The sequence below is a fragment of the Sphingopyxis alaskensis RB2256 genome (genome assembly GCF_000013985.1).
GTDB lineage: Bacteria > Pseudomonadota > Alphaproteobacteria > Sphingomonadales > Sphingomonadaceae > Sphingopyxis > Sphingopyxis alaskensis.
In genome coordinates, this window is the sequence record NC_008048.1 from 78,132 (window position 1) to 97,072 (window position 18,941).

Sequence of the window (18,941 nt, forward strand, 5' to 3'; positions counted from 1 at the left end):
GCCGCCGCACTCTTTGACGTTCGTCACATTGGCAAGGTCCGCTATACCCGGTTCGGTGCCAAGAAGCGGTCAGTCTCCTACCGGCCAATTTTTGCCTTCATGCCATTGCTAAGCGCGTACCGACATAGGGACGGATGACCTTTGAGGGCATCTGCCGGATGGCTTCCTCGATAAAGACCTCGCCGGTGCAGTGCATCGGCACGATATAGTCGGGATCGATCACCTTGAACGCTGAGACGGTCTGCCGCGCCTCCTCCTCGGTGCGCGGGCGGACGAGATGGAAGCCGCCGATCACCATTTGCACCTTTGAAATGCCGCTGATCGCCTGCGCGCGCCGGACCGAATTGAGGACGCCGCGATGGCTACACGATGCAATCACCACCAAGCCAAGTCCCTTGATGGCATAGCAGGTGGCGAGCTCATGCTCGCCGTCGTCGGTGACTTCGGCCAGATCACGCTTGTCGCTGCGCAGTCCGGTCCGCTCGCAGCCGGCTCCGGGCCGCATCCGCGTCGGGATCGCGGTGCGCTCGAATGTCTCGAGCGGGATGATCCCGGTCGTGAACGCCTGATCGGCGACGATCTGAGGCGTCGGCGAGATGCGGACTTCGTAACCGGCTTTGGTCAGCGCCGCGCGATCTAGAATGCCCATCACCGGCGGCGGATCGCCGATCATCGCGACCCGCTCGCAGAAGGTTTCCTCCCCGCCGACGTAGAGCGGCAGCGGACGACCGCGTTTTTCTGCGCTGCCGGTCATGGCAGGAAAGCCGCCGTAGTGATCGAGGTGCCCATGGCTCAGCACGGACGCGTCGATGCTCGATGGATCGATACCGAGCATCCCCATATTGTTGGCGAGGACCTCAGCCGTGTAGCCGAAGTCGACGAGCACCCGGCGTGACGCGTCTCCGACGCGCGAATCCGCGAGCAGGGAAAGACCGAACTCCCCCATCAAGGCTTTGGGCGACATGCGGGTGTAGCCTGGAGGGCTTCCGTTGCCGGCACGCAACACCTTTAGACCGGGCAGGTCCAGATCGGGAAGAAAAGGTCCGAATGTCCCGCTGTCGGTGAGAACGGTCAGCGTGAGCGAGTCGACGACCGGCACCCGGAAAGCAGCATCCTTTGCGCGCAGCGGCAAGCCGGACATCGCCGCCGCCCCGATGGCCCCGGCCAGCATCGATCGACGTGTGAATAGTCCCAGGGCTTCGACCGTCATCTGCACCTCCGAATTTCGCCGGACGCTACTCTATTGGCTGAGCAATTCCTAAAGATATGAAATTTGCGGTGCCGATGATTTGCGTGCAGCGCGACAAAGAAGGGCCTCGCCGTATAACGAAGCCCTTCCGTCCTCTGCCGTCATGACCAAAGGAAGCCCCAACGGCTTTCCGGGTCGCAGGAAAGTCATTGCGCCATCACGCTAGGCCTATTTGGTCATGAGTCGAGTCAGCGTTGATAATCGCGACAGAGAGTCCGCTTACGCCCATTTCTTGCCGTGCCGCGCCGCGCGACTTTGCGGCATTTTCCGGGCCTCATTCATTGCGACAGATAGGCGGACGCGAGCCACAAGCCCGGCAGCGCCATCGCAATGAACACCGGCACGCGCACGAAGGGCGTCTTGAAAAGCCAGCCCAGGCCGGCCAGCACCGCGACAATGATCAGCAGAATGATCCCCAAACCCGACTGCACGCCGCGCCCCGCCGCATCCTGGTTTCCTTCGCTTGCAAAAATCAACGTCAGCGCACCGATGGCATCGACGACAACTACCGCCCAAAAAATCCGATCCCACCACCGTCTTGTGCTTGCTGCCATCGCACCCCCCGATCCCTTGACGATCCTTGATACACCATCTGCATCGTTGACACATGCGCGGCGCCAATCCCGCAATCGGCGAGGCCCGATCGGCGTCGAGCGGTAAAAAGGCGGCGCGAAGTCTCCTTCGCACCGCCCTTCAACGATGAATGCAATCGCAAAAACATCGCCCCCACCACGGAGTGATCACCTGGGTCGCGCCAGCGACCGCTCCGCGGAAGATCATGCCTTGGACGCAAACTCCGCTACGAAATAGTATGGAGACGCCAATTCGGTCCCCGGCGCTCGGCTCGGCGGCTGCTTCAGCGCATATTTAGGCAGGGTCCAGACTGTCCACGATCGGCCAAGACCGACAGCTATCCAAAGGTGAAGACATAGGCGCGAGCACCGGGGTCGAGGAATTCGATCTCGAATGTCCGGGCTCTGACGGCCGCGGACTGGCGAACGAGCTGGTAGAGCCTGTCCTTGGTAACGGTGCCCATGCCGTTCGCATCGGTATCCACACCATGATCTGTTCCGGGCGGCAAACCATCGAGCGTCACGCGGAAGCGGGCGGGTGTTCCGTCGCCGCGCGCGCCGAGGACCATGTGCAGGTCACGCGCCTCGAAGCGATAGCGTATCTTCGCCGACGCGGCGTCGGCGCGTGCGGACTCGGCGCCGACGGTCCATGCTCCGCCCAAGCCCCATTGGTTGGCCGGGACGGAAGAGGGAAGGCTATAGGTGAGGGGAGCGTCCCGCTTCAACCGTTGCGGCGCGGCGAGGCGGTCGGCCTGTCGGTATCCGACATAGGTCTCGGGCGAGCGCAGTTGGTCCCAATCGGGAGCCGCCTCTATCCCCTTGCCGATGTCGCCAGTCAGTTTTTCATTGATTGGCGCAGCCTTGGCTTCGGCGAGGAGTTGCTGGAGCAGCCGTTCGGACGCCGCATAATCGCCCTCGCCGAGACGATGGTGGCGGACCTGGCCTTTGGCATCGATGAAATAGAATCCTGGCCAGCCGTCGTTGCCGAACAGCCTCCAGGTCGCATAGTCGCTGTCGAGCTTGACCGGCCAGGTGACGCCGAGTTCCGCCACGGCGCGTCGGACCTTGTCACCATCCTTTTCGAAAGCGAATTCGGGTGTGTGGACACCGATGACGATCAGACCGTCGTCTTTATACTTCGCGGCCCAGTCGCGAATATAGGGCAGGGGCCGCAGCGAGTTTATGCACGAATAGGTCCAGAAATTGACAAGAACGACTTTGCCGCGCAGTGCCTGCGGCGTGCGCTCAGTCGTGTTGAGCCAGGGACCGTTGCCGGCAAGGGCCACAAGCGGCTGGCCGGGATATTCGGCGGCGGCGGCGCTCGGGATCGGGCTGGGCGTCGGGTTCAAGCGGCCGCCCGGTATGTCGCCGAAGCAATAGACGACCGCGCCGATCGCCGCGGTAACCGCGATCGCCGCAAATCCCAAACCGCGTCTTTTGCGTAGCATTGACCTATTTCCTTCTGATGCGTGCCAGCCCTTCAAGGGCCGGACATGCGGCTGCGTTCCCCGCGCCTGTGCGTTTCGGTTGCGAGGGCAGGGACGTTACATTCTTTGCGTTCGACGTTCCGCTTGTCATGCCGGAGTCGCCGCCTGCAGTACGGCGTCGGCAAAAGCCTTGGGCGCCTCTTGCGGTAGATTATGCCCGATGCCGCCAGTGATATTGCGGTGAGCGTATTTCCCCGTGAATTTCTTGGCATAGGCGGCTGGATCGGGGTGCGGAGCGCCATTCGCGTCGCCTTCAAGGGTGATCGTCGGCACGCCGATGGTCGGGCTTTCGGCGAGACGCTTTTCCAGTGCATCATATTTCGGATCGCCTGCTGCCGCACCCAATCGCCAGCGGTAATTATGGATCACGATCGCGACATGGTCGGGATTGTCGAATGCCTGCGCCGATCGGTCGAAGGTCGCATCATCGAACTTCCATTCGGGCGATGCCGTATGCCAGATGAGTTTGGCGAACTCCTTGCGATTGGCCTCATAACCGCGCTCGCCGCGGTCGGTCGCAAAGTAGAATTGGTACCACCAGCTCAGCTCGGCTTTCGGAGGTAGCGGCATGACATTGGCCTGCTGACTGCCGATGAGATAGCCGCTGACCGACACCAGTGCAGTGACGCGCTCGGGCCAGATCGCGGCAACGATGCAGGCGGTGCGTGCACCCCAGTCGCATCCTGCAACCGTCGTGGTCTGGATCCTGAGCGCATCCATCAGCGCGATCACATCCTGTGCCAACGCGGCTTGCTGACCGTTGCGCAGCGTGTCGGCCGCAACGAACCGCGTGGCACCATATCCGCGCAGATAGGGAATAATCACGCGGTAGCCTGCCTTGGCAAGCAGCGGCGCGACCTCTTCGTAACAATGGATGTCATACGGCCAGCCGTGTAAGAGAATGGCGACCTGCCCCTTGGGCGGACCCATTTCGATATAGGCGATGTCCAGTTCGCCTGCCCGTATCTGCCGCAACGGCCCCAACGTGGGAGAGGAGCCGGCGGCCATGGGTCGCGTCGGGGCAAGTAGCGCGGCTTGTGATGTGCCGGGCAGGCCGAGGGCCGTCATTGCCATTCCGGCTGCGCCAAGCCCGGCCGTCTGGAGGAAAAGCCTGCGATCGGTGTCGCTATGATCGGTCATGATGATATCCTTTTTTGGTTTGCCCAAGGGGATCGGCGGTTTGGATCAATGATGCGGTGTGGTTGTCGCCGGCACGGTGAACGCGACAACCGCGCGATCGAGCGGCATGTGGTTCGCATCGGCGAGGATGAACTCGACCTCGTGCGGGCCGGGCGGTAACCCAACCAGAATGACCGGTTCGCCGCTGGCGTCGGCCCAGTGCCAAGGCGCGCGATCGACGGTGACGTGGATATGGCCGATGCGCGGTGAGACATCGAGCGCGTTCGGACCGAACACCGGCTGGATTCGCAGATTGTCGGCACGATACTGGATGAAGACTTGGCCGCGGGCGAGAGGGCCGGGAAGCGGAGGGTCGACGATGATCCGCGCTGGCAGTTGCGGTGCGCTCCAAGGGACGACGCCAGCGGGCCCGACGATGTCTCGTGCGGTCTGCGCGGAAGCGGGCGCGGCGAAGGCGAATGCGACCAAAAGCGCTAGGGCGTATTTCATTTGTCTGGGCATCGAAGGTCTCCAGTGGGCGCGCGACGCGCCCGATGCTGCCGGATCGTCAGCATGGGAAATGCAAGGGCGCCGAAAGCTACCCAACCCATCAAACGTCGAGAGATCGTCTCAATTCAAGGCGTGCCACATGGCGTTAAACCCGCGCTCACAATATTCGTCGGCTTCCTTGGGATGGCCGATCATGAAGTCGATTGTCGTCGACACCCAGGCATCGACAAGTTCGATGACGTAGAGCGGCGGCCCATCCCCGAGGGTGCCATGCTCGCTCGCACGCTCAATTATCTTGAAAACCGGTGAAGCATAATCATCGGCTTGGCGGCGCTCGACCGACAACTTCAGGATCGCCTGCGCGCGCCGCTTCGACGGGTTCGATGCGCCCCAATGCGTCCAGCGAACCCACAGATGACGAAACTGGTCTCGAGCGCTTTCGTCACCGGGCATATCGGCCATCACCGTGTCGGTCATCTCCGCGCTCAGCTCGACATAGAGGGTCCGCAGCAATTCGGCCTTGGTGTTGAAATAGGCAAAGACCGAGCCATGCGGCACGCCGGCCTGTTTTGCGATCTCCGCAGTTGGCGCGCCCAGACCCTGCTCTGCGATCAACCCGGTCGTTGCCGCAAGGATGGCGTTTCGCTTCTGCTCGCTCTTTGGTCTCGCCAAAATCGTCCCTTTCAGTCTTCACTATAAATGACTGACTACTCAGTCATTGTCAAACCTTATCGCTGTTCCTATGTTGGCGCGCTCCCCGCTTCCAAAGGAATCATCATGACAGAAACATATTTCGTGACCGGCAGCTCGGTCGGACTCGGCCGCTCGATAGTGGAGGCCGCGCTCGCGCAAGGCCACAATGTCGTTGCGACGGCCCGTAACCCCGCAGTTCTTGAAGACCTGGCCGCGCGCTATTCCGGGCAATTGCTGGCCGTGAGGCTCGATGTCACAGATGCCGAGGGTGCGCGCGACGCTGTCCGGCAAGCTGTTGATAAGTTCGGACGCCTCGATGTCTTGATCAACAATGCCGGCTTTTCGGGCGTCGGGTCGATCGAAGATATGCCGCTCGAACTCATCGAGGCACAGCTGTCGACCAATTTCCTTGGCGCGGTCAATCTGACCCGGGCGGTGCTCCCGACGATGCGGGCACGGGCGCGCGGTCGCATCCTGCTTGTCTCTTCCATCGGGGCACGTATCGCCACCGCAGGGGCCGGCGTCTATTATGCGTCCAAGGCCGCGGTCTCGGCGCTTGCCGAAACGCTCGCGCTGGAAGTCGGCCCCCTCGGTATCCAGGTCACGGCGGTCGAACCCGGTGCGATGCGCACGCGCTTTGCCGAAGCCGGCTCGCTGCAGGTCTCGCCGTTCGGCCCGGCCTATGAGGCGACCGTCGGGACGACGATCGGGATGATGCAATCGCCCGAGTACAACAACATCTTGCGCGATCCCGACGGCGTGGCAGCGATGATCCTTCAAGTGGCTGCACTGGACGATCCACCCTCCCGAATTCTTGCCGGCGCAGACTCGTTCGAAATGGGCATTGGTTCAGGCGACGCGAGGCGCGCTTCTGATCTGCATTGGGAAAAGCTGAGCCGCTCGGCCACCGTGGAAGAAAGGCTCCTGTCGGCCTGACCGGCTCGGAGATCATGCAAGCTTGGCGCGGTTCTGCAACGGTGGGCCAGACTACTGCCGAACTTCGAGCATCTCGGTGCGATCGAGCGCCGCCTGCCTGCGGGTTCAGTGGATGACGCGGTCCACCTGAGCCTGCAGGCGGGGGCTGATCAGGAGAATGGCTGGTATGACGATGGCGTAGGCGACGGCCCAGGATCGAAGCCATTTCGCGACGAAATCCGTTGGGAAGCCGAAGTTGATGGCGAGTAGCGAAAAGGAGATAATTCCCGTCGTCACGACGCCCATCAGGAGCGCGAACGCAATCTTTCGTTTCAGTTGAGTGTTCATTTTCTTGCTCCTGGATGGGACGCCGGTGACGGCTCACGAATGGCAGGCGATCAGACGAGGTTGATCTCGACATTGATGTTGCCGCGCGTCGCTTTCGAATAGGGACAGGTCTGGTGCGCCATATCGACGATCGCGCGAGCCGTTTCCTTGTCGACGCCGGGCAAGCTGATATTGAGGCGCGCCTGAAGCAGATAGGCATCGCCGGTCATTCCCAGATCAACCTCGGCATCGATCGCGAGATCGGCTGGGAGTTTGACGTCCAGCTTCTTGGCGGCAAGGCCCATTGCGCCCTCGAAACACGCCGACCAGCCAGCGGCGAACAATTGTTCGGGGTTGGTCCCGCCGCCCGGCCCGCCGGGACTGGAAAGCTTGACGTCGAGCCTTCCGTCCGAGCTGGTCGATTTGCCATCGCGGCCTCCGGTGGTGTGGGTCTTGGCGGTGTAGAGGATCTTGTCGGGCTTGCTCATGATCTTGTTCCTTTGATGAGGGGGTCGTCAGTCGTTCACTTCTTCTCGCGCAAGGGGCGGAAGGCGGCGCGGATCTCGGCAGCGAACAGCTCGGGCTGTTCCCAGGCGGCGAAATGACCGCCCTTGTCGACCTCGTTCCAGTAGATGAGCTTCTTGAAGCTCTTTTCGCCCCAGCTGCGCGGCGCGCGATAGATCTCGCCGGGGAAGACGGTCACCGCGACCGGCACCTTGCTGATCTCGATCGCGTTGAACGGACCGCCCGGGCCCTGCGCGGCATCCCAATAGCTGCGCGATGACGAGGTTCCGGTGTTGGTCAGCCAGTAAAGGGTGATGTTGTCGAGTATCTCGTCGCGCGTCAGCACGCTTTCGGGATTGCCACCGCTATCCGTCCAGGTCGCGATCTTCTCGTAGAGGAAAGCTGCAAGCCCGACCGGAGAGTCCGACAGGCCGTAGCCGAGCGTCTGCGGGCGCGTGTTCATCATTTCGGCATAGCCGAAGCCCTTGCCGTAGAAGGTCTCGAGACCGGCGTAGGCGATCTTCTCTTCGGGAGAATAGCTGTCCGGAGCCGGTTGCTTGGCGCGGACGAGCTTGAGAACGCCCGGCGGAACGGTGCCCGGCATATTGGTATGGATGCCAAGCAATCCTTCGGGTGCCTGCACGGCCAGCACCTGCGAAATGATCGCGCCCCAATCGCCGCCCTGCGACACATAATTCTTGTAGCCGAGACGCTTCATCAGCACATCCCAGGCGCGCGCCACCCGGGCCGGATCCCATGCCTCGTTCGGCTTGCCGGAAAACCCATAACCCGGATAGGTCGGCATGATCAGGTCGAAGGCGTCTTCGGCCTTCCCGCCGTGCGCGGTCGGATCGGTAAGCGGTCCGACGGTTTTCAGCAGCTCGAACGGTGAGCCGGGCCAGCCGTGCGTCATGAGCAGCGGCATCGCACCCTTATGCTTCGAGCGGATGTGGATGAACTGGATGTCGAGACCGTCGATGGTGGTGATGAACTGCGGCACGGCGTTGAGGCGGGCTTCGCCCTTGCGCCAGTCATAGTCAGTGCCCCAATAACGGACGAGGGGTTCGAGACGGTCGAGTTGCACACCCTGCGATGCGTCCGAAACCTTTTCGCGATCGGGCCAGCGCGTCTCGGCGAGACGGCGGCGAAGATCCGTGAGCGCCTCTTCGGGGATGCTCACATGAAACGGGCGGATGGACTCGTCTTGCGGTGCGGCGACCGCCGCAGCGGCCGAGACCGTGATAGCGGTGGACGGGCCAGCGCTGCTGGCGAAGCTCGGGCTGGACTGGAGGGTCATGCCGAGCGCCGCGACAGAAATGGCGGTGGACAGCAGGCGGCGGAGCGAAATTGATTTGGCGGGGGACATAGTCTTTCTCCTGTTTCGGACTGGTCGAGGGCGTTCAAGCGGCGGCGGCAACGGCCCGATATCGATCGGCCGGGTTGGTCAGCGACAGATTGGGGAGCATCGCGGTCCGGGCCGCTTCGAACGCGGTCCACTCAGCGGCATCGGGGAGCGCGGGAATGGTGACGGTCTCGCCAAGTTCGAGACCGGCGAGCGCCGCGTCGACCATGGCGTCGGCCGACATCACGATCTCGGCGGGGACGCCGGACAGCGGCACACCCGACAGGTCCCAGAATTCGGTCGCCGTCGCGCCGGGCAGGACAACCTGGACGCGGACGCCCTTGTCGGCGAGCTCGGCGTGCAGCGAAGCCGTGAGCGCCACGACGAAGGCCTTGGTCGCGCCGTAGACGCCGTTGAGCATGAACTCGGGGGCGATCGCGACGGTCGATGCGATGTTGATGATCGTGCCGTTGCCGGCTGCAGCAAAACGCTGGGCGACGGCATAGGTCAGCCGGGCGAGCGCGGTCGCATTGATGTCGATCATTGATTCCATCTGATCGATGTCGGCCTGCCACGTCGGGACCGGCGCGCCGATACCCGCATTGTTGACCAGCATCGTGATGCGGCGATCGTTGATGAGGCGCGCTTCGATCAGGCGCAGCTCGCCGGGATTGGAGAGGTCGGCGGGCACGGTGTCGACATTGCGACCGGTGGCTGTGCGAATGGTTGCGGCGACCTGATCCAGCTTTGCGGCGTTGCGCGCAACCAGGATCAGATCATATCCTTGGCGCGCCAGGCGGTCGGCATAGATCGCACCGATTCCGGTGGAGCCGCCAGTGATGAGGGCAGTGCCCTTTGCTTCGTTCATCGCTCTTCCTTTCGAAGAAGGTTGGGATGCCGACCGACCGGTTTGATCGGGGCGACCAGAGCGATTTAGAGGGTGGGGAGAATGGCGGTAGAAAGGGAAAGCGAGAGCAAGCCTCTCATTCTCGGCATCGCGGTCAGCCGCAGTCCAGTCCGGTGCACGATGCGCGCAGGCGCGGCGAGGCCCAGTCGATGAAGGCGCGGACCTTGAGCGGCAGGAGACCTTGGCGCGGGTAAACGATATGAACGGGGCGCGGCTCGCCATCGGCATCAGGAAGAATGCGCACGAGCGCGCCCGACTGAAGATGCTCCGACACCTGATAGTCGAAGAGCCGCGCGACGCCCACGCCGCTCAGCACCGCCGCAAGATTTCCTGCCGCGCTGTTGACTGAGACCCGCGGACGCGGCGTGCACATCACATCCTCGCCATCGATGCGGTAGCCCCAGAACATCGGCAGCGGTCCGAACATGATCCCGTCATGCCCGGAAAGTTCGCGCGGGCTGGTCGGCGCTCCGCGCCGGTCCAGATAGGCAGGGCTGGCACAGGCGATCAGGCGAAACTCGCCAGCCTTGACCGCAAAGAGCGCGCTGTCGGGCAAATGGCCGAGGCGGATCGCGACGTCGACATGCTCGTCGACCATGTGGACGAGCCGGTCGGAGGTAATGAGATTCAGTGTGACTTCGGGATATTCGTCGATGAAGGCGAGCGCGATCGGGATGACGTGCCGCACGCCGAATTCGATCGGCATTGTGATCGACAACTCTCCGCGGGGCGTTTGATATTCCCCAGATGCCCGGCGTTCGGTTTCTTCTAGGTCGGCGATGATACGCCGCGCCGCTTCGACATAGTCGCGGCCCGCGTCGGTCAACTGAATGTTGCGGCTCGTCCTGACGAGCAGATTGGTTCCAAGGTAGCGCTCGAGTTCGGCAACCTTACGACTGACGCTGGGCAAAGGAGATCCAAGCGCGCGGCTTCCGGCTGACAGGCTGCCGGCATCGACGACCGCCAATAAGACCCGCATGGCGTCCAGCCGATCCATCTGCTCCTTCTCCCGCTCCGAGCAGAGGGGAATAGCCGACTTCGGGAGGTCAACATAGCTTCATGCGCGGCGCCAAGTTGACACGCGCCCGAATGGCATGTCCGCCCTTTCGCTGTGCGGCTTATTCTACGTCTGCTTCTCCCGATTTGCTTCCAGAAGCGGACCGTCCGAAATCGGCCAGTACTGTCCACAGGGCGCATCAGGGGCATCTTCGGTCAATCGTGCTAGCTCTAATCGGCCGGTTATTCACCACCTTCTGATCATGCTGCTATCAAGCCGGCAGCACCTGCGTGAGAACGCTGCCTGCAAGCCGCGCTGTAGCGAGGAGGCGCGATAGGTCGTGTCCGCTTCGCGCCTTTGCCGAAAGCCCGGACATCGTCGTGGCGACAAAATCGGTCACTTGATCGGCCGCCTCCGGATGGCGCGCCGCGATATAGTCATGGATGAACGTTTCCGCACCGAGGTTGAGCGCGCGAGCGGCTTCGCGCGCATCGTCGTCGTTGCAACGCGTGCCTTCGAGTACAAGGCACCCGCCTGCCGCCGGGTTGAACGCATAGCGACGCGCGGCCTCCTCCAGCATAGCCGCAACGGCATCGGCGACGGGGACGTCGGGACGCAGAATGTCCGCGAGCGGAATCGCTTCGGTGTCCGTCCAATAATCGAGCACGCGCTGGTAAAGTCCGGCTTTGCTGCCGAAAGCGGCGTAAAAGCTTGGCGGATTGATGCCGAGCGCGTCGGTGACATCGGCGACGCTGACGGCGTCATAACCGCGTTCATGGAAAAGTTGCTGCGCAGTCGCCACCGCTGCCTCGGGATCGAACTTACGTGGACGGCCACGCGTGCGGGATCTATTTGTAGTAACCATTACAAAATGCCTTGACGATGGCTTTCGCGATATTATGTAGTGGACGATACATTAATAAGCAAGGAGTCTCCCGATGTCCAACTTTCAAGGAAAATCCGTTCTGGTCCTCGGCGGCAGCCGCGGAATCGGCGCGGCGATCGTCCGCCGTTTTGCGTCCGACGGCGCCAAGGTCGTCTTCACCTACAACGGATCGCGCGAGGCGGCCGAGCAGCTGGCGACCGAAACCGGCACCAGCGCGGTAGCGACCGACAGCGGCGACCGCGACGCAGTGATTGCACGCGTGCGCGAGAGCGGCCCGCTCGACATACTGGTCGTCAACGCCGGCTTCGCGCTGTTCGGCGACGCGCTCGACCTCGATCCCGACGACGTCGACCGGCTGATCCGCGTCAACGTCACCGCCCCCTATCATGCGTCGGTCGAGGCCGCGCGGCAGATGCCCGACGGCGGCCGCATCATCGTGATCGGTTCGGTAAACGGCGACCGCATGCCTCTCCCCGGCATGGCCTCCTATGCACTGAGCAAATCGGCGCTGCAGGGCATGGCGCGCGGACTGGCCCGGGATTTCGGACCGCGCGGAATCACGATCAATATCGTGCAGCCCGGCCCGATCGATACCGACGCCAACCCCGAGGACGGACCGATGCGCGAGCTGATGCACAGCTTCATGGCGATCAAGCGCCACGGGCGGCCCGAAGAGGTCGCTGGCATGGTTGCTTGGCTGGCTGGCCCCGAAGCGGGTTTTGTCACTGGCGCCATGCACACGATCGACGGCGCATTTGGTGCCTGAGGTGGAGCAGGGGACGGTCGCAAGACCGCCCCCTTTGCCGACGGTCGCGCCTTAAATGGCAAGATTTGGCCGTGAGCAAGCCCTGACTTACGGTCAGCAGATATGTCCATCCAGCGGTTCAATGCCATGTGGGCGGAATAAGTGCTCTATACGCGAATCTACACGAAAGAGCGGATCTGCCGCTACTTGCTCGCGACAGCATTCTGGCATCTCTTGCTGAGTATCAGGGACAAGCGCCGATGGACTGTGAAGCTCGGCGCGACTTTGCTGGTCCTCGCTGGGGTCACGTTTGTCTGGGTGACGCTCGCTCTCCACCTCTATGGCTTCAACATGGTTTTTTGATGCCGGCGGCGGGTGGTCAGTCGTTTTCGCGCGATCGGCGCGGTCGAGCCGCCTTTCGGGGAGCAGCCCTGCGACATTTCGCGGCATGTCTTTATCGAGGCCGCACCGCTTGTAGGGACGCCCTTCGAAGCCAAGGACATCGCCATCGACGTCGACTCCCCGGAGAGGAGCGCAACGGCGCGCAGCGACATGTGATGTGTCAGGCCTCGTCTAGGTCAGGGCTTCAAATGCTTCCATGATCCGGTCACGAGTCCGCCTGTCAGGTGCAACTTCCGACATGGCGAACAGGCTTGCCTTGGCGCCCTCGACATCGCGGGATTGCAACTGCAGACGCGCCAGATTTTGCCAGGCCTCGAGGCGCCTCGGTGCGACCCTGGTTATCCGCTGATAAATTGCGAGACCCCGCTGATGATCCTTTTCCTGCTCTGCGCGGATTCCCTGATTGTTCAGCAGCCGGGCCAGCACATCGCGATTGCTCATCCGCACGGCGCTGAGTGCGGCGGCGCCGCCTTCCTGGCCTAGACTCGCACGGTACACCGCTGCAACTTGTCCCGCTGACAGCACAGCGCCTCCGGCAAACGGATCGAGCACCACCGGATTCTTCTCGCCCAGCTGGACAAGCACCTTGCCGGGGAGATTGAGCACATAGGCGCTCCAGCCCGTCCGGCGGGCCATGGCGACATAGAGGATCGACAGTGCAATCGGCAGGCCGCGCTTTCGGTCCAGCACCCTGATGAAGTCCGCGTTGACGGGTGCATCATAAGTTTCATCGTCGCCAACGAACCCCAGTTCGCCGTGCAGAACGCGCGAAAGCGCCGCGGCCCGTTCTTCCGGAAGGAACGCGCTTCGGCCTTCAGCGCACACCCGGTCCTCAATATCTTCGAGCATGTCGAGATAATGGGCGATGTCCGCATTTTCATGATCGAGTTGGCTGAGAGCGAGCGATGCCAGGTCGAGCAGGATATCTTCGTCTTCGATGAGGCCGATGGCAGCAATATCCATGATCATGTCTCCTTTTCGACCAAACCAAGCCGCTGCGCCAGCACGGGCCGGCTTTCGCGAATGTCCTTGCGATAGGCTTCATTCTCGCCCGGTGCTTCTAGCCGCGGATTGGCTAGCCACGCGCATTGTTGCGGGCTGAGAAAGTCCGCGAGCGGTGTGCGATAGGGTATAGCGAGGTTGATCTGCGTGCGCTGAGCCGGCGTCAGCGGCAGATGGCGCGCCGCATTTTTGCGCAGATAGAATTGCGGTTCACCGTCAAGCGCGAACCCGCCACTGTCGATCGCGCCAAATCCCTCCTCGTGGGCATAAGCATCGAGTTCGGAACGCGCCGCCGCGCGGGGATCGAAATGGACCTGCACCACTTCCTCGCCATCGATCCAGCCAGCGTCGGTCGTGATGACCGCCGGATGCTGCGCGAGGCTCGTTTCGCCCGACCAGAAGCACGGCGTCGTGTAGGTCGCCGATTTGCTGAGGCCATTTTCGATCAGCAGGTCGCGCCCCAACAGGCGGAAGTAGCCAGGAACGTCGCCGCCGAGCAATTCCAGCACGGCGACGATCTTTTGGTGCAGAGCCGGCGCATCATAACGATCGGCGAGCTTGGGCAGCAACTCGGCGCCATCGGGCCCGAGAAACCGCACCACGGGATTATTCCATGATGGCTCGTCGAAGCGGCGCAGGATCTCGGCGTCCGCCCCCGGGCGGTTGTTGAAGATGGCCACGGGCACGAACCGATCTGCGATAAGTTCCACCATCAAGGGATGGGTCAGTACATCCTGCCCGAAACGCACGCACGTCGAGCAGCCCGGCACCTCCTGAAAGAGCAGCAGAACCGGTTTTCTCTGCTCGGCTGCGACCGCGAGACCGGCGTCCAGATCGCGCAGCCAGGCGACGTCGCCGAGCTCGCGATGCTCGCGCAAGGAAACTAGATTTTGTTGCATGGGTCTAATCTAGTGAGGGCGGTTCGCAATACAATGCGAGCGGGGCTATCGCGAAGTGATTCCAGAGCCGGCTCAATCGTGTCGTAATCCGAAAAGGCTAAGTTCCAATTGCATCGATTTTCGGTTCCAGTTTTGGTTGAAGAGCCCTCCATTTGGGTCGCACGGATGCACATAACTGTTCGCGTCTTCCCTTGCTTTGCAGAATCAGTCCTGCATCTGCGCCCTGCGTCCGCGCGGCGCAGTTGAACATGGGCGCGGAACGTCAGACGGTGAGATCGAAGGCATAAAACGCAAAACAGATATATGCGCCATTCATATACGTATCCGTGCACCTCATGGGCGGCAGCGCGACAATTTAGAGAGGAAGTGGTAACGGCCTACCGAGTTGGAAGCGTCAAACCTTGTTCGCGCGACTGCATTCCGCAGGTATTAAGGCTGGCCGCTCGGCCAGAAAGGAGGGGTCTCGCTCCATGTCCAACTTCGTCGCTGAGAAATCGATCGCGGCGGTGAGAGCAGTCGATGAGGTTCGCGATGGCATGCTTGTCGGGTTAGGGACCGGAAGCACCGCCGCTTATGCCGTGAAAAGCCTCAGCGAGCGCATCAAGCACGGCCTTCGCATCACCGCGGTCGCCACATCCCAAGCGACCGAAGCTCTAGCTCTCCGTCTTGCGGTGCCGCTTGTTCCCTTTCAACAGCTTAGCGCTGTCGACCTGACGATCGACGGCGCCGATGAAATCGATGACCGCTTCCAAGCCATCAAAGGGGGAGGCGGCGCCCTGCTTCGCGAGAAAATCACCGAGTCCGCATCCACGCGCGTGATCATCATCGCCGATTCCAGCAAGCTTGTTGCGCAGCTCGGCAAATTCCCTCTGCCCGTGGAGGTGGTTCCTTTCGCCACCGAGTTTGTTCGTGCACGCCTGTCCGCACTCGGAGCCCGTGTTACTGTTCGCGAAGCGGGTGGGACGCCCTTCCTCACGGACCAGGGCAATTACATCCTGGACGCAGCTTTGGATGAGATACCAAGGCCGCGCGAGATCGCCGCCGCGATCACCACAATCCCGGGCGTCCTGGAGCATGGACTGTTCTTGGATGAAATCGATACAATCATGATTGCGCGCGGTGACATGGTGGAGGTGCGACACCGGGGTGAAGCTTGAGGTCTTGCATATCATCACCTGCGCGGCGTCGATGGCGGCGCTGACACATTCTTAGCCGCGACCTCGGGCATTTTTTTAACCCGTTCGTCGCGCGCCATAGCCCCAAGGTATCAATCCAGCCCGGCGCCTTGATAAGATGGAAGTGATTTTTTTGGCGCGCGCTATCAGTCGGTGGAATCAAAACCCTTTTAAAACCGAGATTTCCTCGCCGGACGCGCGGATAAAAGGAGGCTAGTCTATGACTTGCTGTCTATGCCCCGCGCACATATAGACGCGCCGATGGATGGACCTCGAGACCGCAATATATTTGGGGCGTTCGCACTGATGATCAGCGACGACATCGTTCGCGCTAGTTCATCGCGGGCACCGGAAGCTGGCCCCGCCGCCTCAGCGCTGGCGCTACTCGCGCACCAGCCCGGGCTCTCGATCCGCATGCTTGCGGTCGGGGTAGGCCTTTCCCATGCAGGGACGGTTCGCCTGGTGGATCGATTGGCTACCGAGGGATTGATCGAACGCAGGGAGCATTCGTCAGATGGGCGCACGCGGGCCCTCTACCTCACTCCAACCGGAAAGATTGCGAGCGACGAGGTTCTTGCTTCGCGCGACGAGGTGATTGCCGAAGGATTATCGATCCTGAAGCCCGACGAACTGAAAATCCTATGCGACATGGCTGAACGCGTCCTGCGCGATCGCCTGGAAAACCTGGAGCATTCCTACCGCATCTGCCGCCTGTGCTGCTATGAAGGCTGCACCAACTGCCCCATCGACGCCGAATTGCACGAACGGGGGGTGGAACGCGGGAAAAGTGGCGACGGGTAGGGCTCGCAATTTGCGGACGTGATGGGCCGATCTGGAAGGCAAATTACGAAGGCGCGCTTGCGCGAAGCGCGGCGCCCGTGACGAGGGCAAGCCGCTTGATGTAGGCGCGATCCGATCGTCCCCCCAATACCGCGATCCGCCAGTATAACGGGGCTGCGATGAGGTCGGCCGCCATCTCACGGTCCACCAAGGGCGACACTTCCCGGCGTTTGATCGCCCGATTAATCAGGCCATTGATCCGCTCGCGCCGTGCGCGCTGGAAAGGCCGGATCGCCATTTCCAATGCCGGCGTCCGCTCGATCTCGCCATGAAGGTCGGTCAGAATCCGTCGCACCTTGGGATGCCTCAGAACGCGGCGGATGGCGAGGAGCACCGCTTGCAGATCAGCCTCCAGCGAGCCGTGCTCTTCCACATCGGTCATCGTCAACCCGACATGCGACAGCAAATCGCTGGCCATCGACACCTTGTCCGGCCAGCGGCGGTAAAGCGCAGCCTTGCCGACCCCTGCAGTTCGCGCCACCCGTTCGAGGCTCAGACCCGCATAGCCAGTCCTTGCCCATTCTTCGAAGAAGCTGCGCGTCAGTGCATTCGTTACGTCAGCACGCATGACCGCTGCTCCGCTGAGAACACGGGCTGCTTTCGGATTTCCGTCGGAACGCTTGTGTTCCATCGATGCCTTCCTATATATCTCAGCGGAACGCTACCGTTCCAACCGATTGGGATTAGTTCATGACAGACAGTGTGGAAAGCTTTTCAGCGATGCTTCGAAAGGCATTGGGTGATCGTCTCGCTCCCGATGCTGCCACCTTTCTCGACATGGTGGCTGAAAATGGGGTGATGGAATTTCCTTATTCGCCGCCAGGCCTTCCGACCCGGTTGGTTGGAAAGGCTGCTATCGCGCGTCACCTTGAAAGCCTTGGTGACATGATAGCCTTCGACCGCATGGGTGAGCCGACCATTCACGCCACGACCGACCCCGATGTTACCATTGTCGAGTTCGAAGGCTTCGGAAGCGGCGTTGCGACCGGGGAATCCTATGACCAACGCTACATATCCGTGATCCGGACGGACGCCGGGCGGATTATGCACTATCGCGATTACTGGAACCCGCTGGTGGCGCTGCGCGCGCTTCGCGGCAGCGCGGTTGTCGATGCCCTTGTCGGCGGAGCGTCAGACCATGGTTGATCGGGTCTTGGTGACTGGGGGCACGGGCAAGACGGGCGCGCTGGTTGCGCAGCAGCTTACGGCACGCGGTGTCGAACCCCGCATCGCAACCCGCAACGCCACGATGCCGGAGCAGGTTCGCTTCGAGTGGGGCGACGTTGCCTCCCACCGTACCGCGCTCGACGGTGTGGACGCGATCTACTTGGTCGCTCCTACCGACCGAACGGACCACCTGACCGTCATGCGCCCGCTGCTGGAACAGGCCGTGGCACAAGGAGTGGCCCAGCTGGTGCTGCTGAGCGCATCGTCTATCGACGAGGGCGGGCCGATGATGGGTGAGGTTCATGGGTGGCTCAACGCCAACGCGCCTCGCTGGACGATACTGCGCCCGAGCTGGTTTATGCAGAACTTCGTTACGCAGCATCTCCCGTCGATCATCAACGAGGGTTGCATCTACTCGGCGACGAAGCATGGGCGTATCCCGTTCATCGACGCAGCCGACATAGCGGCGGTCGCAGTCGAAGCCTTGGTGGATCCAGTTTTCGGGTCAGGAGAAAGGATCCTGACCGGTCCTGAAGCTCTCTCATATGACGAGGTTGCGGACCGAATCACCGCCGTGGCCCAGCGCCCCGTCCACCACTGCCGGTTATCGGTGGAGCAGCTTGCACGCCGCTACGCCGGGTTCGGCATTCCTGAGGGATATGCGGACACGCTCGCGCGCATGGACGACGCGATCTCATATGGGTCGGAGGACAGGACCACAACAGAGGTCGAGCAAATAACGGGACGCATGCCAACCAAGCTGACCGCCTTCCTCGCCGCTCACAGAGAGGCATATCAGGGGCGCCAATCAGGCTGACGGTGACCCGTCCGCTAAGAATGAGACCACGGTACCGAGGTGGTGGCTGGCCGGCAGCCGGGCGCCGACACGATATTCGTTGGTCATTGTCACGGCCATCCCTATGGTGAGATCGATCTGGTGATTCCGGTCGATGATGCGGTGGAGCTCGCCGGGCCCGGCGATTGGCAGGGTTTGGGCTGGGTTTGCGCGGCGCGCGACACGCTGCATTTCCTCAAGGTGCGTAACGGCGCACTGATGACCCTAAATTATATGCCTGCGGGCCGTATCCTGTATCAGTTCGATCCCGCCGAGATCCGGGCGCGGAGGGGCGGCGCATAGGGCCCCGTCGCAGAGCAAGGCGGCGCAAGCTTTAGATCAATCTAGTTCTTCAGACGCCTCGAGGT

The 18,941-nt window shown here is 62.0% G+C and carries 22 protein-coding genes; 7 read left to right on the forward strand and 15 right to left on the reverse strand.

Annotation, left to right across the window (positions count from 1 at the left end; translation table 11 throughout):
- Window positions 1–97 precede the first annotated feature (97 nt).
- The 6 genes from SALA_RS00375 to SALA_RS00400 all read right to left on the reverse strand — a co-directional run bounded on the left by SALA_RS00375 (window position 98) and on the right by SALA_RS00400 (window position 5,609).
- On the reverse strand, window positions 98–1,210 hold the full coding sequence (locus SALA_RS00375; protein WP_041382889.1) for an MBL fold metallo-hydrolase: 1,113 nt from the start codon (window positions 1,208–1,210) through the stop codon (window positions 98–100).
- Between the two features lie 317 nt (window positions 1,211–1,527).
- A complete protein-coding gene (locus SALA_RS00380) occupies window positions 1,528–1,803 on the reverse strand; it encodes a hypothetical protein (protein ID WP_011540414.1) in 276 nt (91 codons plus the stop codon).
- Between the two features lie 356 nt (window positions 1,804–2,159).
- Window positions 2,160–3,269: a thioredoxin family protein gene (locus SALA_RS00385; protein WP_153802603.1), complete on the reverse strand. Its 1,110-nt coding sequence runs from the start codon at window positions 3,267–3,269 to the stop codon at window positions 2,160–2,162.
- A 126-nt stretch (window positions 3,270–3,395) separates the two neighbouring features.
- Entirely contained in the window at window positions 3,396–4,448 is a 1,053-nt protein-coding gene (locus SALA_RS00390; RefSeq protein ID WP_011540416.1) for an alpha/beta fold hydrolase, read from the reverse strand.
- 45 nt (window positions 4,449–4,493) lie between these two features.
- On the reverse strand, window positions 4,494–4,949 hold the full coding sequence (locus SALA_RS00395) for a DUF6130 family protein (protein ID WP_011540417.1): 456 nt from the start codon (window positions 4,947–4,949) through the stop codon (window positions 4,494–4,496).
- A 108-nt stretch (window positions 4,950–5,057) separates the two neighbouring features.
- The gene (locus SALA_RS00400) at window positions 5,058–5,609 is read right to left on the reverse strand and encodes a TetR/AcrR family transcriptional regulator (protein WP_011540418.1); all 552 of its coding nucleotides are present in this window, start codon (window positions 5,607–5,609) and stop codon (window positions 5,058–5,060) included.
- A gap of 105 nt (window positions 5,610–5,714) precedes the next feature.
- Between SALA_RS00400 and SALA_RS00405 the strand changes: the two genes are divergently transcribed.
- Window positions 5,715–6,566 carry an SDR family oxidoreductase gene (locus SALA_RS00405; protein WP_011540419.1) on the forward strand — a complete coding sequence of 284 codons (852 nt, stop codon included), beginning with the start codon at window positions 5,715–5,717 and terminating at the stop codon, window positions 6,564–6,566.
- A 105-nt stretch (window positions 6,567–6,671) separates the two neighbouring features.
- Here SALA_RS00405 and SALA_RS00410 read toward each other — a convergent pair whose 3' ends face one another.
- From SALA_RS00410 to SALA_RS00435, 6 genes are all read right to left on the reverse strand, one after another.
- The gene (locus SALA_RS00410) at window positions 6,672–6,893 is read right to left on the reverse strand and encodes a DUF2798 domain-containing protein (RefSeq protein WP_011540420.1); all 222 of its coding nucleotides are present in this window, start codon (window positions 6,891–6,893) and stop codon (window positions 6,672–6,674) included.
- A gap of 50 nt (window positions 6,894–6,943) precedes the next feature.
- Window positions 6,944–7,360 carry an organic hydroperoxide resistance protein gene (locus tag SALA_RS00415; protein WP_011540421.1) on the reverse strand — a complete coding sequence of 139 codons (417 nt, stop codon included), beginning with the start codon at window positions 7,358–7,360 and terminating at the stop codon, window positions 6,944–6,946.
- A 35-nt stretch (window positions 7,361–7,395) separates the two neighbouring features.
- On the reverse strand, window positions 7,396–8,742 hold the full coding sequence (locus SALA_RS00420; RefSeq protein ID WP_011540422.1) for an epoxide hydrolase family protein: 1,347 nt from the start codon (window positions 8,740–8,742) through the stop codon (window positions 7,396–7,398).
- 34 nt (window positions 8,743–8,776) lie between these two features.
- On the reverse strand, window positions 8,777–9,586 hold the full coding sequence (locus SALA_RS00425) for an SDR family NAD(P)-dependent oxidoreductase (protein WP_011540423.1): 810 nt from the start codon (window positions 9,584–9,586) through the stop codon (window positions 8,777–8,779).
- 133 nt (window positions 9,587–9,719) lie between these two features.
- Complete coding sequence (locus tag SALA_RS00430) at window positions 9,720–10,604, reverse strand: LysR substrate-binding domain-containing protein (RefSeq protein WP_237700901.1); 885 nt, start codon at window positions 10,602–10,604, stop codon at window positions 9,720–9,722.
- Window positions 10,605–10,893: 289 nt separating this feature from the next.
- A complete protein-coding gene (locus SALA_RS00435; RefSeq protein WP_003044907.1) occupies window positions 10,894–11,424 on the reverse strand; it encodes a TetR/AcrR family transcriptional regulator in 531 nt (176 codons plus the stop codon).
- Between the two features lie 136 nt (window positions 11,425–11,560).
- Here SALA_RS00435 and bdcA point away from each other — a divergent pair, with 136 nt between their 5' ends.
- Window positions 11,561–12,274: an SDR family oxidoreductase gene (bdcA, locus tag SALA_RS00440; RefSeq protein WP_003044917.1), complete on the forward strand. Its 714-nt coding sequence runs from the start codon at window positions 11,561–11,563 to the stop codon at window positions 12,272–12,274.
- Window positions 12,275–12,826: 552 nt separating this feature from the next.
- On the opposite strand, the gene SALA_RS00455 is transcribed toward bdcA, so the two are convergent.
- Window positions 12,827–13,618 carry a SirB1 family protein gene (locus SALA_RS00455; RefSeq protein WP_011540427.1) on the reverse strand — a complete coding sequence of 264 codons (792 nt, stop codon included), beginning with the start codon at window positions 13,616–13,618 and terminating at the stop codon, window positions 12,827–12,829.
- A gap of 2 nt (window positions 13,619–13,620) precedes the next feature.
- A complete protein-coding gene (locus SALA_RS00460; protein ID WP_011540428.1) occupies window positions 13,621–14,556 on the reverse strand; it encodes a VPGUxxT family thioredoxin-like (seleno)protein, type 2 in 936 nt (311 codons plus the stop codon).
- Window positions 14,557–15,026: 470 nt separating this feature from the next.
- Between SALA_RS00460 and rpiA the strand changes: the two genes are divergently transcribed.
- Window positions 15,027–15,713, forward strand: a complete 687-nt coding sequence (gene rpiA / locus SALA_RS00465) for a ribose-5-phosphate isomerase RpiA (protein ID WP_003044927.1) — start codon at window positions 15,027–15,029, stop codon at window positions 15,711–15,713.
- 324 nt (window positions 15,714–16,037) lie between these two features.
- Entirely contained in the window at window positions 16,038–16,532 is a 495-nt protein-coding gene (locus tag SALA_RS00470; protein WP_231292901.1) for a MarR family winged helix-turn-helix transcriptional regulator, read from the forward strand.
- A 43-nt stretch (window positions 16,533–16,575) separates the two neighbouring features.
- Here SALA_RS00470 and SALA_RS00475 read toward each other — a convergent pair whose 3' ends face one another.
- Complete coding sequence (locus SALA_RS00475) at window positions 16,576–17,202, reverse strand: TetR/AcrR family transcriptional regulator (protein WP_003044933.1); 627 nt, start codon at window positions 17,200–17,202, stop codon at window positions 16,576–16,578.
- A 59-nt stretch (window positions 17,203–17,261) separates the two neighbouring features.
- Between SALA_RS00475 and SALA_RS00480 the strand changes: the two genes are divergently transcribed.
- Genes SALA_RS00480 through SALA_RS00490 form a run of 3 tightly spaced genes read left to right on the forward strand, consistent with a single transcriptional unit; the run spans window position 17,262 to window position 18,876 of the window.
- Window positions 17,262–17,717, forward strand: coding sequence for a nuclear transport factor 2 family protein (locus SALA_RS00480; RefSeq protein ID WP_237700902.1), 456 nt, complete (start codon window positions 17,262–17,264; stop codon window positions 17,715–17,717).
- Window positions 17,710–18,555: an NAD(P)H-binding protein gene (locus tag SALA_RS00485; RefSeq protein ID WP_011540431.1), complete on the forward strand. Its 846-nt coding sequence runs from the start codon at window positions 17,710–17,712 to the stop codon at window positions 18,553–18,555. Before SALA_RS00480 ends, SALA_RS00485 begins: the two co-directional genes overlap by 8 nt.
- A gap of 42 nt (window positions 18,556–18,597) precedes the next feature.
- Window positions 18,598–18,876, forward strand: a complete 279-nt coding sequence (locus SALA_RS00490) for a DUF4863 family protein (RefSeq protein ID WP_003044946.1) — start codon at window positions 18,598–18,600, stop codon at window positions 18,874–18,876.
- The last annotated feature ends 65 nt before the right edge of the window (window positions 18,877–18,941 follow it).